Raw genomic sequence first — 14,853 nt, forward strand, 5'->3', positions numbered from 1 at the left:
TGATGCGGATACAGCGCCAAGGGGATAGTCGGCGCGCAGGCGATTCGTGACGCTACTGGTGCAGATCATGTGGCGATTCGTCAGGTTTTCTACCGTATAAGTAGGGTTGCGGAAGGAAAATATGATGCTCCCGTCCGTACGGGTGACATGGAGTGCGTACGGGTGAACGGATCACTCGATACGATGCACGCCGCGCAGGCGCACGAGTGCGGCGCGTCAGGTGAACGGCTCCCGGGGGATCGTCGTGTTCGGAATCGTGAGGCCCTGCACCCACCGGCTCTCCGAGGGGCTCAGGACGGAGTGGATGGCGCACCTCTGCGGGCTGTGCCTCGCTCTGCGCGCCGACCACGGGCAGTTCGCCCGGGTCGTCACCAACTACGACGGCCTGATCGTCTCGGTCCTGACGGAGGCTCAGTCCGTCCGGGACGGTGGGAACCGGCGCACGGCGGGACCGTGCCCCCTGCGCTCGATGCGGACCGCCCCGGTGGCCCGGGGCGAAGGAGCCCGGCTAGCCGCCGCCGTGTCGCTGGTGCTGGCCTCCGCCAAGGTCCGTGACCATGTCGCCGACCGGGACGGCCTGTTGAAACGGCGCCCCGTGGCAGCCGCCGCACGCCGGGTCGCCGCCGGCTGGGACAGGGCGGGCGCGCGCACCGGCGCCGAGCTCGGCTTCGACACCGCCCTCCTCGTCGACGCCGTCGACAGGCAGACGGGGATCGAGTCCCTCGCCGGGCCCGGCACCCCGCTGTTGACGGTCACGGAACCCACCGAGACGGCGACCGCCGCGGCCTTCGCGCACACCGCCGTGCTTGCCGGGAAACCGGGCAACGCCGCGCCGCTCGCCGAGGCCGGACGCCTCTTCGGACGGCTGGCCCACCTGCTGGACGCCTTGGAGGACCGGGAAGCAGACGCCGCGTCAGGAGCCTGGAACCCGCTCACCGCGACCGGCACACCGCTCGCCGAGGCCCGCCGGCTGTGCGACGACGCGCTCCACGGCGTGCGGCTCGCGTTGCGGGACGCGGAATTCACCGACGGCACGCTCGCGCACGTGCTGCTGGTCCACGAACTGCGGCGCTCCGTGGACCGGGCCTTCGGCTCCGTGTCGTGCACTCACCAGGAGGGCGGGCGGCCCGCCGGATCGTTCGGACCGCCGCCCGGGAACCCGTACGCCCCGGCTCCCGGCGGTCCGCCCGGCCCGCCGCTCCCGCCCGAGCCGCCCCGCAACCGGCGGGGCCTCATAGCCGGCTGCCTGGTCTGGGCCGGTCTCGCCTGCACCTGCCGGCTGTGCTGCGCCGGCAGTTTCCACGACCCCTGGAGCGGCCGGGAGCGTGAAGGGCTCTGCCACAAGGCCGACTGCTGCGACTGGTGCGAGGGCTGCGGGGAGGGCTGCGACTGCTGCGGGAACTGCTGCAGCTGCTGCGAGGGCTGCGACTGCGGGTGTGACTGCTGAGGAGTCGTCAGGCCGATGCTCCGGGACGGGCCCGGACGCCCGTCGGCACCCGCCCGCCCGCCCCTGCCGCACAGCCGCCGTCACCCTTCCGCTGCCTCACCGGATCTCGGGCGGCGAGATCCGGGACGACTCGATGGCCGACTCCCCGGTGCCCCACTTCTTCAGGATGCGGTCGTACGTCCCGTCCTCCTTCAGGCCGTTGACCGCGGCCTGGAACGCGGGCGCGAGCGGGGTGCCCTTCCTGAAGGCGAACCCGACGTCCAGCCGCTTGAACTCGTTGAGGAAGCGCAGCCCCTCCTGCTGGGACACGGCGTACCGCAGCCCGTTGATCGTGCTCATCAGGACGTCGCTGCGGCCCTGCTGGAGCGAGATCCAGACGGCGGCCTGATCGGCGTACGTCCGGACCTCGTACGGCTTCCTGCCGGCGTCGGTGCACAGGTGCCTGTTCTCCTCCAGGGTCGCCTCGAAAGTCGTCCCGGCGCCGGTGCCGACGGTCAGACCGCACAGCTGGGTCAGGTCGGTGACCTCCTTGAGCTCGCTGTCGTCGCGGACGGCGAAGCCCTGCCCGTCGTTGATGTACGTCACGAAGTCGATCGTCCTGCGGCGCTCGTCCGTCACCCCGAAGTTGCCCGTGCCCAGGTCGTACTTCCCGCTGCCGAGCGCGGGCAGGATCGCCTCGAAGGAGGCCACCTCCCGCTTCAGCTTCAGCCCGAGTTTCTTCGCCACCGCGTCCGCGAAGTCGATGTCCGCGCCGGCGAGCGTCTTCCCGTCCTCCAGGTAGAACGCCCCGGGCGGGGCCCCGACGCTGGAGGCCAGGGAGAGGGTTCCCGAGGTGCGCACCTTCCCGGGCAGCAGCTTCGCCGCCGCGTCGTCCTTCTTCACCGACGACACGACATCCGTCACCGGGATCCTCCCCTTGCCCGCGGACTTCGTCCCGGCCGGCGAGGCGGCGGGGTCGCCCGACCCGCAGGCGGTGAGAGAGAGGGCGGCCGCGGTGATCAGTGCGAAGGCGGCGGTGTGCCTGGTTCTGGGCATGACGGAGTTTCTCCGGGTTCGTCGACCGCGCTCCGTGGCATGGGCAGCACGGAGCGTCGCGGCGGGAGATCAGCGATACGAGGGGAGGGCGAAGCAGAGTTGTGCACGCGAAGGAACGCTGCGGAAAGAGCTCGAACGCCGGACGGGGCGCGAGCGGAAGCAGGGAGAACGCAGGGGGGTCAGCTCAACAGGAACAGGACCACACACGACCGAAGTCGATGTGGGAGCGGGTGACCAGCCACAGCTGCGGATACATGGCCCAAGTGGAACAGGCATCCGGGTGCGCGTCAACTGCGGCGAGACGTACGGCTCATAGTCCGGACAGGCTTGACAACGGGCCCCGGGTGACGCTTTTCTCGGGAACGGACCGGCGCTGAGGGGCCCGGTCCACGTTGTGCTCGCGCCGAAGGCACGCCCCGTGTTCGATCTCTGCATCCACGGAGCCTTCGCATGTCCGCGCAGACAGACAGCCCTCCCTCCCCACCCTCCGCCCCACCCCGCAAGGGCGACGACGCCCGCGCATCGGCCCCGCGTATCGTCCCCGTACGCCGAACAGGGCAGTGGACAGCGGCCGTCGTGGTCCTGACCCTGCTCACAGGGGCCCTGGTGTCCGTCGTCCGCAACGACGCCTTCCAGTGGGACGTCGTCGGTGACTACCTCACGACCGACTCCGTGCTGCGGGGCCTCGGACTGACCCTGTGGCTGACCGGCCTGGTGATGCTGCTCGGCTTCGCCCTCGGCACCCTCCTCGCGGTGTTCAGGCTCTCGGGCAACCCGGTCCTGCGAGGCGTCAGCTGGGGCTACATCTGGCTGTTCAGGTCCACACCGATCCTGGTGCAGCTGCTCTTCTGGTTCAACATCGGCGCCCTCTACCCGCAGATCCTCGGCGTCGACACCGTCAACCTGCTCGGTCCCGTCGCCGTCGCCGTCATCGGACTCACGCTCCACGAGGCCGCGTACGCCGCCGAAGTGGTCCGCGGCGGAATCCTGTCCGTCGAGCGCGGACAGATCGAGGCGGCCCAGTCGCTCGGCCTCGGGCCCTGGCGCCGGCTCCGCCGGATCGTGCTGCCGCAGGCCATGCGCTCCATCGTCCCGCCCGCCGGGAACATGCTGATCGGGACGCTCAAGGGCACCTCGATCGTCAGCATCATCGCCGTCCAGGACCTGCTCCACTCGGTGCAGCTCGTCTACCACCGCACCTACGAGGTCATCCCGCTCCTGCTGGTCGCCACCCTCTGGTACGTCGCCGTCACCTCGCTGCTGTCCCTCGGCCAGCACTGCGTCGAGCGTCACTACGCCCGTGGCATGTCAGGTGCACGGTGACCCGCACACCCGTCCTGGCCGTCATAGGCGGCGGACCGCGCGGCACCGGAGTCGTCGAACGCATCGCCGCCAACGCACCGGAGCTGTACGGCGACCGCCCCCTGGACATCCACCTCGTCGACCCGTACCCGCCCGGCGGCGGCCGGATCTGGCGCGAGGACCAGTCCCCGCTGCTCTGGATGAACTCCATGGCCGCGGACGTCACCATGTACACCGACGACACGGTCCAGCTCGACGGCCCGGTGCGCCCCGGTCCCGCGCTCCACACCTGGGCCGCCGACGTGCGCGACGGACGGACCGTCATCGGAGCCGCCCCCGAGATCCTGGAGGAGATCCGCCGGCTGGGGGACCAGGACTTCCCCAGCCGGCGGCTGCAGAGCGCCTATCTGCGCTGGGTGTACGAGCAGGCGGTCGCCGCGCTCCCGCCCGGCATCACCGTCCACGAGCACACTGGCCTCGCGCACCGCGTCTCGGGACCCCGGGACGGCCGGCAGCACGTCTGGATCAAGGGGCAAGCAGAACCGGTCGTCGCCGACCTCGTCGTCCTCACCGTCGGGCACCTCGACGCGGAACCGGACGGCGAGCAGACGGCACTTGCCGCGTTCGCCGCCCGTCACGGGCTCGTGCACCTGCCGCCGGACTTCACCGCCGACACCGACCTGACGGCCCTGCCCGCCGGGGAACCCGTCATCGTGCGCGGCTTCGGCCTCGCCTTCATCGACCTGATGGTGCTGCTCACCGAGGGCAGGGGCGGGCGCCACGAGGACGGGGTCTATGTGCCCTCCGGCCGGGAGCCCGTCCTGTACGTCGGGTCGCGGCGCGGTGTCCCGTACCACTCCAAGATCGGCTACACCTGGCAGGGCGAACGGCCCCCCCTTCCACGCCACTTCGGTCCGGATCAGCTGACGGAGGCCCTCAACGGCCCCGGCCCCACGGACTTCCGCCGCGACCTGTGGCCGATGATCGCCAGAGAACTCGGCCACGCCCACTACCACCGGCTGTTCACGGCTCACCCCGAACGCACCAGCACCGGCCTGGGCGACTTCGAGGAGAAGTACGCCGTCGCGGATCCCGGCAGCCCCGAACTAGCCGCCCTCGTCGCGTCGGCCGTACCCGACCCGGCGGACCGGCTCGACCTGGACGCCCTCGACCGGCCACTCGACGGGGTACGCCACGCGTCGTACGACACCCTGCAGGACGCCCTGCGCGCGTACATCACCGCCGACCTCGCACGCCGCCACGACCCCCGGCACAGCCCCGACCTCGGGGTGTTCCTCGGGCTGCTCTCCGTCTACGCGCAGCTGACCCGGCTGGGCGGCGACCCGGGAAGCCACTGGCACGGCTTCTTCAGCTACCTCGCCTCGGGGCCGCCCGGGCAGCGCCTGCACGAACTCCTCGCCCTCTCGCGGGCCGGGATCGTGCACTTCCTCGGCGCGGAGACGACCGTCGAGACCGACGAGGACCGGGGCGTCTTCCGGGCCCGCAGCGCCACCGTGCCCGGCGCGTACACGGAGGCCCGCGCCCTCGTCGAGGCCAGGCTGCCCGACCCGTCGCTGCGGAACACCCGCAGCACCCTGCTGAGCGGCCTGTACGCGGACGGGGCCGCGGGCACCGAATCGGGACTGCTCGCCGTCGACCCGGCCGACAGCCGGATCCTGGACCGCGACGGCAGCCCGCACCCGCGCCGCTTCGCGCTCGGCCCCTACACCACCGCACGCTCCAGCGGAGCCTTCACCCGGCCGCGCACCGGCGGGCCGGCCTTCCGGCAGAACGACGCCACCGCCCGTACGGCGCTCGCGTTCCTGCGCGACCTCTCCTGTCGGGACCGCCGCACCGCCTGAACGCGCGTCCCCCTCCCGTACACGTCGCAGAAGGAACCCACACCATGTCGCTGACCAGCGATCCACCCGTCGACAGCCCCGCCGGGGCCGACCCCCGCAAAGAGGCGGCCGCCCTCGAGTACGCGGCCCTGAAAGTCGTCCCCGTGCGCCACCCCTGGCGCTGGGTCGCCGTCGCCGTGACCGCCGTCCTGCTCGCCCAGTTCGCGAACGGGCTGATCACCAACCCCGGCTGGGAATGGGACGTCTTCGCCCGCTTCGTCACCACCGAGACCATCCTCCACGCCGTCTGGATCACCCTCCAGCTCACCTTCTACGGCACCGTGATCGGCTTCGCGCTCGGCATCGTCCTGGCCTTCATGCGGCTGTCCGCCAGCCCGTTCCTCAGGGCGGTCGCCTACGCGTACATCTGGGCATTCCGCTCGATCCCGCTCATCGTCCAGCTGCTGTTCTGGTTCAACCTCGCCTACCTCTACGAGGAGCTCCGGTTCGGCATCCCCTTCGGTCCCGGATTCGTCTCCTTCGACACCATGAACCTCGTCGGTGCCATGAGCGCCGCCGTGCTCGGGCTCGCGCTGCACCAGGCGGCCTACGCCGCGGAGATCGTCCGCGGCGGTGTACTCGCCGTGGACAGCGGTCAGGTGGAGGCAGCCGCCGCACTCGGCATCCCCCGGCTCCGTCAGCTGAGGCGCATCGTGCTGCCGCAGGCGATGCGCTCCATCCTGCCCAACGCGGCCAACGAGATCATCTCCCTCTTCAAGGGCACCTCGATCGTCTCCGTGATGGCGATCGGCGAACTCTTCTACCAGGTCCAGGTCGTCTACGGGCGCAACGGCCGGGTCGTGCCGCTGCTCATGGTCGCCACGGTCTGGTACATCCTCCTGACCACCGCCCTCTCCGTCCTCCAGCACTACGTCGAACGTCACTACGCCAAGGGGGCCGTGCGATGAGCGCACCCGTCGGGACCACCGGCACCGAAGCCATGGTGGAGATCCACTCCGTGCACAAGAACTTCGGCCCGCTCGAAGTACTCCGGGGCATCGACCTGTCCGTACGCACGGGGGAGGTGACCGTCGTCCTCGGCCCCTCCGGCTCGGGGAAGTCCACCCTGCTGCGCACCATCAACCACCTGGAGAAGGTCGACCGGGGCTGGATCAGCGTCGACGGAACCCTGGTCGGCTACCGCAGGTCCGGCGACAAGCTGTACGAACTGCGCGAGCGCGAGGTCCTGCGCCAGCGCACCCGGATCGGCTTCGTGTTCCAGAACTTCAACCTCTTCCCTCACCTCACCGTCCTCGAGAACGTCATCGAGGCCCCTGTCGCCGCGCTCGGCCGGCCCCGGAAGGAAGCCGTCGCGGCGGCGGAGAGGCTGCTGGCACGCGTCGGGCTCGCCGAAAAGGCCGGCTCCTACCCCAAGCAGCTCTCCGGCGGCCAGCAGCAACGCGTCGCGATCGCCCGCGCCCTTGCCCTGGAACCGAAGCTGCTGCTCTTCGACGAGCCGACCTCGGCACTCGACCCCGAACTCGTCGGCGAGGTCCTCGACGTCATCAAGGACCTCGCCCACGGCGGCACCACGATGATCGTCGTCACGCACGAGATCGGTTTCGCCCGCGAGGTCGCCGACACCGTCGTCTTCATGGACGAGGGGCGGATCGTCGAGCAGGGCCCGCCCGCCGAAGTGCTCGACCGCCCGGTCCAGGAACGCACCCGCGCCTTCCTCTCCAAGGTCCTCTGAGCCATGTCCTCGCGATCAAGAGCCAAGTCACCTCTTTCAAGGAGCAGTCACGTGCCCGCACGCCGCACCCTCACCATCGCCCTCGCCACCCTCACCGCAGCGGGGCTGCTCACCGCCTGTGGCGCCAGTGACGCCACCGAGGACGTGATCCGTCCCAAGGGCCAGAAGGACACCGGCATCAACATCGGTCCCGACCAGAACCGCATCAGAGGCAAGAAGGTGGACGCCCTCGCGGCGGAGGTGCCGGCCGCCGTCCGGGAGCGGGGCACGCTGCGCTTCGGCGCCAGCGCCGACGCCTCACCGCCGCTCGGCTTCTACGCGACCGACGACAGGACCCGGATCGGCAGCGAGATCGACCTGGCCACCCTCATCGCCGACACCCTCGGCCTGAAGCCCGAGTTCGAGGAGGTCTCCTGGGAGAACCTCTTCGTCGGCCTTGACAGCTCCAAGTTCGACGGCATCCTGTCCAACGTCACGGTGACCGAGGAGCGCAAGGAGAAGTACGACTTCGCCACCTACCGCCTGGACAACATCGCCTTCGAGGCCAGGAAGGGATCGGGCTGGAAGGTGAAGGGCCCGGCCGACGTCGCCGGGAAGACGGTCTCCGTGGCCTCCGGCACCAACCAGGAGAAGATCCTCGTCGACTGGAACGAGCAGAACGTCAGGGCCGGACGCGAGCCGGTGGACATCAAGTACTTCCAGAAGGACACCGACTACTACCTGGCCCTCCAGTCGGGCCGCATCGACGCCTACCTCGGCCCGAGCCCCTCGGCCAACTACCACGTCGCCTCCGCGGGGCAGTCCGAGATCATCGGCACGCTCTCGGGTGGCGGTGACGGCGTCCAGGGGAAGATCGCCGCCACCACGAAGAAGGACAGCGGGCTGGTCAAGGCCTATGGAGCCGCGATCGACCACATCATCCAGGACGGCTCGTACGCCGAGGTGCTGAGGCGCTGGGGTCTGTCCAACGAGGCCGTCGAGAAGTCCGAGATCAACCCGCCCGGCCTCCCCAGGACCAAGGGCTGACGCCCGGCCTCCCCCTGACCGGGACCCGATTCCGAGAGGTCCGGCCTCCCCCTGACCGCGACCCGATTCCGAGAGGTCCGCATGCCCGCCACCAGGCCACTCCACCTCGCCGCCGAGATCGGCGGCCCACCTCGCTACGACGCCGACAGCCACGTCGCGCTCGCCCGCCTCGCCGAGCAGGGCACCCTCGACTACGTCACCCTCGACGACTCCCTCGCCCGCCCGGGTCCCGACGCACTCGCCGTGCTGGCACGCGTCGCCCCGGCCACCACCCGGATCGGCCTCGTGCCGACCGTCACCACCACGCACACCGAGCCCTTCCACGTCTCGTCCGCCGTCGCCACCCTCGACTGGGTCAGCAAGGGCCGGGCGGGCTGGCAGGCCGATGTGTCCACGACCGAGGCCGAGGCGCGGCTGTTCGGCCGTCGGCCCGCCGCACCCGCCGCCGCGCTGTGGCAGGAGGCGGGCGAGGTGGCCGACGTCGCGGCCCGGCTGTGGGACAGCTGGGAGGACGACGCGGAGATCCGCGACGTCGCCACCGGCCGCTTCGTCGACCGCGACAAGCTGCACTACGTCGACTTCGAGGGCAGCACCTTCTCCGTCCGGGGACCGGCCGTCGTGCCCCGGCCACCGCAGGGACGCCCGGTGACCGTCATCGACGGCACGAGCGGCGCGGCGAGGGAGTCCGCCGCCCGGCACGCCGACGTCGTACACATGCGCGCGACCTCGCCCGAACAGGCCGGGGCGCTCGCCGGTGACCTGCGTCGCAGAGCCACCGCCCATGGGCGCGCCCCCGGCACCCTGCGGGTCCTGGTCGCTCTCACCGTCGACCTCGGGGACGCGGAGACAGCCCCCGAACCCGGATGGGAGAGCGGTCCGCAACTGGCCGGGCGGGGGACCTACTTCCGGGGCGGGCCGGTCGACCTCGCCGAACTCATCACCCGGTGGCACCGGGCCGGGGCCGTGGACGGTTTCCACCTCACACCGATCGCCCCGGAGCGCGATCTGGAGCGGATCGTCAACGGGACCGTCGCCCTGCTCCAGCACCGCAGCCTGTTCCGCACCTTCTACCCGGGCGGCACTCTCCGCGAGCACCTCCGCCTGGCCCGCCCGGCCGGCCGCTTCGCGGCCGCGAGTACCTCGGAGCCGCACTCATGAAGCAGATGCACCTCGCCGCCCACTTCCCGGGCGTCAACAGCACCACCGTCTGGGCCGACCCCCGCTCCCGCAGCCAGATCGACTTCAGCTCCTTCGAACACCTGGCCAGGACGGCGGAGCGCGGCAGGTTCGACTTCTTCTTCCTCGCGGAAGGGCTCCGCCTGCGCGAGCACAACGGCCGGATCCACGACCTGGACGTGGTGGGCCGTCCCGAGTCCCTCACCGTCCTGAGCGCGCTGGCCGCGGTCACGGACCGGCTGGGGCTCGCCGCCACGGTCAACGCCACCTTCAACGAACCCTACGAACTGGCCCGCCGCCTGGCCACGCTCGACCACCTCAGCGCCGGCCGCGCCGCGTGGAACGTGGTGACCTCCTCCGACGCCTTCACCGGCGAGAACTTCCGCCGGGGCGGCTACCTCGACCGTGCCGACCGGTACTCCCGCGCCGCCGAGTTCGTGGCGACCGCACGGGAGTTGTGGGACTCCTGGACGCCGGAGGGCACCTCCCGGCCGTTCGCCCACTCCGGGCCGCAGTTCGACATCGCCGGGGAGTTCACCGTCCCCCGCTCACCGCAGGGGCACCCGGTCGTCATCCAGGCGGGGGACTCCGGCGAAGGCCGGGAGTTCGCCGCCTCCACCGCCGACGTCATCTTCACCCGGCACGGCACCCTGGAGGCCGGCCGGGCCTTCTACGCCGACGTCAAGGGACGCCTGGCGAAGTACGGCAGGCAGCCCGACGACCTGAAGATCATGCCCGGTGTCACCGTTGTGCTCGGCGACACCGACGCGGAGGCCCAGCACAACGCCGCGGAGATCCGCACCCAACAGGTCTCGCCGCAGAACGCCATCCTCGCCCTCGAACAGGTCTGGGGCCGCGACCTCTCGTCGTACGACCCCGACGGCCCCCTCCCCGCCGTCGACCCGGACCCCGGATCGAGCCTGGTCCAGGGCAGGGTGCGGGTCGCCGACCCCCTCGCGGTGGCAGCGAAGTGGCGTGCGCTCTCGGAGTCCAAGGACCTCTCGATCCGCCGGACGGTCATCGAGTCCACGGCCCGGCAGTCCTTCATCGGCTCACCGGAGACGGTCGCCGCCGAGCTGACGAGGTTCGTCGCCGCCGACGCGGCCGACGGCTTCATCCTCGTACCGCATCTCACCCCGGGAGGCCTCGACGGCTTCGTCGACCAGGTCGTCCCGCTCCTCCAGGAACGCGGAGCCTTCCGCTCCGAGTACGTCGGCTCCACGCTGAGGTCGCACCTCGGCCTGGCCGAGCCGGTATGGAAAGGTTGACCGCATGAGCACGGACGCACAGCAGGACAGCGAGGAGTTCCACGCCTGGCAGCGCTGGCACGAGGGCCGCATCGTCGCGGTTGCCGCGCCGCACGGCCCGCTCGCCCTCACCGGCACCCACTGGCTCGCCGATCATCCGGAGGGTCACATTCCGGCCGTTCCCGGCCAGTGGCTCGAGGACGGTGACGAGGTGGTGCTCACCGCCGGCCCCCAGGACACGCTGACCGTCGACGGGAAACCGTTCACCGGTGAGGTCCGCCTGGACGCCGACCGCGGCGCCATCGACACGTCGAGGGTGGCGCAGGGAGAGCGCCGACTTGTCGTGCTGCGCCGCGAAGGGCTCTGGGCGGTCCGGGATTTCGACCCGCTCTCGCCGGCCAGGCACGCCTTCCGGACCATCGACGCCACCCCGTACGACCCAGGTTGGTCACTGGACGGCACCTTCCGCCCTTACGCCACCGAGAAGAACATCCGGGTCGGGAACGCCGACGGGCGCGAGCGGGGGCTGGGCCTCTCGGGCGAGATCGCCTTCACCGTGGACGGAACCGAGCACACCCTCCAGGTGGCGGTCGAACCGGACGGCTCCCTCTGGGCCGTCTTCGCCGACACCACCAGCGGCACGAGCAGTTACCGCTTCCGCTTCCTGCGGCCCGAGGCACCGGGCGAGGACGGCAGGGTACGGGTCGACTTCAACCGCGCACTGCTGCCGCCGTGCGCCTTCGCGGACCACTTCATCTGCCCCCTCCCGCCGCCCGGCAACACGCTCACCGTGGCCGTGCCGGCGGGGGAGCGGAACCGTATCGACGGCTGATCCGTCACAGCGGTGCCGTACCGGGGCCGGTCACTTCCGTCCCCTCCGCCCCGGCCGACTTCCCGGCCTCGGTAGCCCCGGCCGCCCCTTCGGTCACGGGGGTGCCGGGGCTGTCCGTGCTGCCGCTCCGAGCGGCCGAAACGTGCCCTTGTGCGGCGCGCCGGCGTCCCCCGATACTCCCGATCAGCGTTCGTCAGGACTGCGCGGCAACCGGAACCCGGACGCCCTCCGGTGCCCTCGACCGCGCCCCTGACCGCGCCTCACGGGCCCGGCCACCCCACAGACGGGCCCCCGACTCCCCTCGGGAGGAACGACACGTGAGGATGACCAAGCGCATCACCACCCGCAGTGGCAGCACGGTGGGACGCGGCCGGATCACGGCCGTCACCGCCGGTCTCGTGGCGGTAGCCGCCTTCACGGTCCCCGCGGCCGACGCCGACCAGTCCGGAACCTACAGCGCCGCCCGGCTCGCCGCGGCCGGAGCCGCCGTGCTCGAGGCCGACGTCGCCGGCACCGCCTGGAACACCGACCAGGCCACCGGCCGCGTCGTCGTCACGGCGGACAGCACCGTCACCCCGGCGGACATCGCGAAGATCAAGAGATCCGCGGGAGCCGACGCGGGTGCCCTCCGCATCGAACGCACACCCGGGAAGCTCAGCAAGCTGATCTCGGGCGGAGACGCCATCTACGCCTCCAGCTGGCGCTGCTCCCTCGGGTTCAACGTCCGCAGCGGCAGCACCTACTACTTCCTGACCGCAGGTCACTGCACCGACGGAGCGGGCACCTGGTGGTCCGACTCGGCCCACACCACGGTCCTCGGCACCACCACCGGCTCCAGCTTCCCCACCAACGACTACGGCATCGTGCGCTACACCAACACCTCCGTCACCACGTCCGGCACCGTGGGCAGCCAGGACATCACCAGCGCGGCCAACGCCACCGTGGGGATGTCCGTCACCCGTCGGGGCTCGACCACCGGTATCCACAGCGGCACCGTCACCGGCCTCAACGCCACCGTCAACTACGGCGGCGGCGACATCGTCTACGGCATGATCCGCACCAACGTCTGCGCCGAACCCGGCGACTCCGGCGGCCCCCTCTACTCGGGCACCCGGGCGATCGGTCTGACCTCGGGCGGCAGCGGGAACTGCTCCTCCGGGGGCACGACCTTCTTCCAGCCCGTCACCGAGGCGCTGAGCGCGTACGGGGTGAGCGTGTTCTGACCCGTCCGGGCACCGTCGCCATCGTCGGCCCTCAGGCAGCTCGCTGCGGCACTGGGGGCCGACGTCGGTCCGCCTGCAGACCCCAAGAGCATGCACAGGCGTCCGAGAGATTGCCCGGGCTCCATTGCCGGCGTCTTCACATGCCGTGGCGGTCACCGAGGATCCGGGCCGGTGGGTCTCGGCCGGATCTCCTGGCGAGTGGCGGGGGCGGCCTGAGGCGTCTGCACATCGGCGTTCACCTGTCCGCCCAGAGTCATCACATTGAGAGTTGCCGAGTTCTCACTGGCTATAGCGCTCTCCACCCGAGCGACCAAAGTGGTGAAGCACTCGCTCTCCGACTGCCCGGCGTAAGGGCCCACCCTCGTCTGGAAATAGATCCGCTCGTGGCCGAGAAGCTGTTCGGTGGATCTGTAGTTCTTCCACTGTTCGCGGTAGCGGTACACGCTCTCCAACGAAACGGAGCCGACCACGACCAAGCTCAGCACCGTGGCAGTGAGTTTTGAGAACGGCAGGTCAAGATTGACGAGGACGGGAACCAGAGCTCCTCCCACGACGGACATGGTCCGCATCCGCAGGTGCATCGCTTTGGTCTTCACCGCCTTCCTGTCGTACCAGGCTTGATATTGAGCGAGCCTGCGCTCCAGGTAGTCCTGTGCTGTGGTCACAGGCTGGGAAGGGAAAGGGTGTGAGGTGGTCGACCCGCCAGCATCCGTACTCGGCATGGTTGTGAGTACATCGGGGGTGGAACGATCCGGTCAACCCCGCAGCCTGGAGTCCGTGCGCCACAGGCATGCAGGCGGCCCCGTGGAGCGCGGGAGAGCCCTGCATTGTATGAGGAAACTGACCAACCAGGATACTTTGCGGGTACGTTATGTGAGAGGCCGTCCTGTGGGCCTCACCTCGGGGGAGGGCAACATGAGTGGACAAGTACGGAACAACTTCACGCCATTGACCGATACTTCTCAGCGCAGGGTCCGGCGGAGCCCGCTTCTGTTCACCGCACCGCTGGTACTGCTGGGCCTCTTGGTCCTCATCCTGATCTGGGAGACGCTCCGGGGCAATATGACGGCGGGGGCGCGGATGGAGTGGCCCTGGCGTCTGCAACTGCTCGATACCGAGGCGCTGGGGAGCCTGTTGGCCGTCGCCGCAGGCGCGGTTCTGGCCAGGGCTCAGTACGCCCGCGCGGTACGGCCGTTCCTCGGTTGGCAGGGCACCTGGACAAGGGGTGGGAACCTCAAGGGGAATGCTCCGGCATGGCGAGTGGGCGTACTCAACGGCGGACAGCACGTAGCGGTCATCGAAGCCTGGGACTGCCGCGTGGTGTTGGCCGACTGTGAGCGCGACGATGCGTCATGGGTCGACGTGACCGAAGTGGCCGCAGATCTGACAGCGGCCGGGTACACCGTCGCGGAGGATTTCCAGCTTATGTCCTTCAGTCGGGGGTTTCCCCTGGTCGGCACCGCCAGCCACGAGACGGTGCTGGTCGGAGCCTTCTCGAAGCGCTTTGTGCAAGGGGTCGAGGCACTGTACATGCGAGTGCGGGTCACCGATGTCGTCGGCGACAGCCACGAGAGAGTCATCGATTGCATGCGGGGCGCGAGGGCCACGATCAACGCGCCCATCGACTGATGTCTCGTCCGGCGCCGTCTCCTGGATCACGGTGTGGCAGAGCAGGTCATTGATCGCAGGCTGCTCCTCCTCTCGGTCACCCCACTATGGCCGCGCTTCAAATGCGCCTTTTTGCCGGCTGCTCGGTGATGGCCCGTCTGCCGCCACATCGGCAATCCCCGTCGAGGTGAACCGGTGGTGTTCGGGGCTTCCGTGGAGCGTCGGGTGGTGTTCGGCTTCAGGAATGCCCTCCGCGGCATCCGGACTCCGGGTGCGATTACAGGACAGGACTAGTCCTCACCCGTTGCCGGTCTCCGGTCGCACCGGGTGTTCGCGAACGGAACCGACGTGGTGCGGAGTCCG

At 70.3% G+C, this 14,853-nt stretch carries 13 protein-coding genes; 11 read left to right on the forward strand and 2 right to left on the reverse strand.

Annotated features, from left to right (window positions below):
- Nucleotides 1–244: 244 nt before the first annotated feature.
- Complete coding sequence (locus tag OG206_RS25830; RefSeq protein ID WP_327120106.1) at nucleotides 245–1,447, forward strand: DUF5685 family protein; 1,203 nt, start codon at nucleotides 245–247, stop codon at nucleotides 1,445–1,447.
- A gap of 96 nt (nucleotides 1,448–1,543) precedes the next feature.
- Here the strand turns inward: OG206_RS25830 and OG206_RS25835 are convergent, their stop codons facing one another.
- Entirely contained in the window at nucleotides 1,544–2,482 is a 939-nt protein-coding gene (locus OG206_RS25835) for an ABC transporter substrate-binding protein (RefSeq protein WP_327120108.1), read from the reverse strand.
- Nucleotides 2,483–2,932: 450 nt separating this feature from the next.
- On the opposite strand from OG206_RS25835, the gene OG206_RS25840 reads away from it, so the two are divergent.
- The 9 genes from OG206_RS25840 to OG206_RS25880 all read left to right on the forward strand — a co-directional run bounded on the left by OG206_RS25840 (nucleotide 2,933) and on the right by OG206_RS25880 (nucleotide 12,882).
- On the forward strand, nucleotides 2,933–3,805 hold the full coding sequence (locus OG206_RS25840; RefSeq protein ID WP_327120110.1) for an amino acid ABC transporter permease: 873 nt from the start codon (nucleotides 2,933–2,935) through the stop codon (nucleotides 3,803–3,805).
- Nucleotides 3,802–5,646 carry an FAD/NAD(P)-binding protein gene (locus tag OG206_RS25845; RefSeq protein ID WP_327120112.1) on the forward strand — a complete coding sequence of 615 codons (1,845 nt, stop codon included), beginning with the start codon at nucleotides 3,802–3,804 and terminating at the stop codon, nucleotides 5,644–5,646. The genes OG206_RS25840 and OG206_RS25845 overlap by 4 nt, the downstream gene beginning before the upstream one ends.
- A gap of 44 nt (nucleotides 5,647–5,690) precedes the next feature.
- Entirely contained in the window at nucleotides 5,691–6,593 is a 903-nt protein-coding gene (locus tag OG206_RS25850) for an amino acid ABC transporter permease (protein ID WP_327120114.1), read from the forward strand.
- 32 nt (nucleotides 6,594–6,625) lie between these two features.
- Nucleotides 6,626–7,378, forward strand: coding sequence for an amino acid ABC transporter ATP-binding protein (locus OG206_RS25855; protein WP_327122406.1), 753 nt, complete (start codon nucleotides 6,626–6,628; stop codon nucleotides 7,376–7,378).
- Nucleotides 7,379–7,381: 3 nt separating this feature from the next.
- Nucleotides 7,382–8,404, forward strand: coding sequence for an ABC transporter substrate-binding protein (locus OG206_RS25860; protein WP_442805897.1), 1,023 nt, complete (start codon nucleotides 7,382–7,384; stop codon nucleotides 8,402–8,404).
- Between the two features lie 81 nt (nucleotides 8,405–8,485).
- Nucleotides 8,486–9,562 carry an LLM class flavin-dependent oxidoreductase gene (locus OG206_RS25865; protein ID WP_327120118.1) on the forward strand — a complete coding sequence of 359 codons (1,077 nt, stop codon included), beginning with the start codon at nucleotides 8,486–8,488 and terminating at the stop codon, nucleotides 9,560–9,562.
- Nucleotides 9,559–10,848: an NtaA/DmoA family FMN-dependent monooxygenase gene (locus OG206_RS25870; protein WP_442805898.1), complete on the forward strand. Its 1,290-nt coding sequence runs from the start codon at nucleotides 9,559–9,561 to the stop codon at nucleotides 10,846–10,848. Before OG206_RS25865 ends, OG206_RS25870 begins: the two co-directional genes overlap by 4 nt.
- Nucleotides 10,849–10,852: 4 nt before the next feature.
- A complete protein-coding gene (locus tag OG206_RS25875; protein WP_327120120.1) occupies nucleotides 10,853–11,659 on the forward strand; it encodes a DUF1684 domain-containing protein in 807 nt (268 codons plus the stop codon).
- 323 nt (nucleotides 11,660–11,982) lie between these two features.
- Nucleotides 11,983–12,882 carry a S1 family peptidase gene (locus OG206_RS25880; RefSeq protein WP_327120122.1) on the forward strand — a complete coding sequence of 300 codons (900 nt, stop codon included), beginning with the start codon at nucleotides 11,983–11,985 and terminating at the stop codon, nucleotides 12,880–12,882.
- Nucleotides 12,883–13,034: 152 nt separating this feature from the next.
- On the opposite strand, the gene OG206_RS25885 is transcribed toward OG206_RS25880, so the two are convergent.
- Complete coding sequence (locus OG206_RS25885; protein WP_327120124.1) at nucleotides 13,035–13,547, reverse strand: DUF4231 domain-containing protein; 513 nt, start codon at nucleotides 13,545–13,547, stop codon at nucleotides 13,035–13,037.
- Between the two features lie 250 nt (nucleotides 13,548–13,797).
- On the opposite strand from OG206_RS25885, the gene OG206_RS25890 reads away from it, so the two are divergent.
- Nucleotides 13,798–14,511: a hypothetical protein gene (locus OG206_RS25890; RefSeq protein ID WP_327120126.1), complete on the forward strand. Its 714-nt coding sequence runs from the start codon at nucleotides 13,798–13,800 to the stop codon at nucleotides 14,509–14,511.
- Nucleotides 14,512–14,853: the final 342 nt, after the last annotated feature.

Origin of the sequence: Streptomyces sp. NBC_01341 (assembly GCF_035946055.1) — a bacterium.
Classification (GTDB): Bacteria; Actinomycetota; Actinomycetes; order Streptomycetales; family Streptomycetaceae; genus Streptomyces.

Bases quoted from the DNA above. Each gene is read 5' to 3' on its own strand.
- OG206_RS25890 (WP_327120126.1), top strand. From the start codon at position 13,798: ATGAGTGGACAAGTACGGAACAACTTCACGCCATTGACCGATACTTCT.
- OG206_RS25850 (WP_327120114.1), top strand. From the start codon at position 5,691: ATGTCGCTGACCAGCGATCCACCCGTCGACAGCCCCGCCGGGGCCGAC.
- OG206_RS25835 (WP_327120108.1), bottom strand. From the start codon at position 2,482: ATGCCCAGAACCAGGCACACCGCCGCCTTCGCACTGATCACCGCGGCC.
- OG206_RS25840 (WP_327120110.1), top strand. From the start codon at position 2,933: ATGTCCGCGCAGACAGACAGCCCTCCCTCCCCACCCTCCGCCCCACCC.
- OG206_RS25875 (WP_327120120.1), top strand. From the start codon at position 10,853: ATGAGCACGGACGCACAGCAGGACAGCGAGGAGTTCCACGCCTGGCAG.
- OG206_RS25860 (WP_442805897.1), top strand. From the start codon at position 7,382: ATGTCCTCGCGATCAAGAGCCAAGTCACCTCTTTCAAGGAGCAGTCAC.
- OG206_RS25865 (WP_327120118.1), top strand. From the start codon at position 8,486: ATGCCCGCCACCAGGCCACTCCACCTCGCCGCCGAGATCGGCGGCCCA.
- OG206_RS25880 (WP_327120122.1), top strand. From the start codon at position 11,983: ATGACCAAGCGCATCACCACCCGCAGTGGCAGCACGGTGGGACGCGGC.
- OG206_RS25870 (WP_442805898.1), top strand. From the start codon at position 9,559: ATGAAGCAGATGCACCTCGCCGCCCACTTCCCGGGCGTCAACAGCACC.
- OG206_RS25855 (WP_327122406.1), top strand. From the start codon at position 6,626: ATGGTGGAGATCCACTCCGTGCACAAGAACTTCGGCCCGCTCGAAGTA.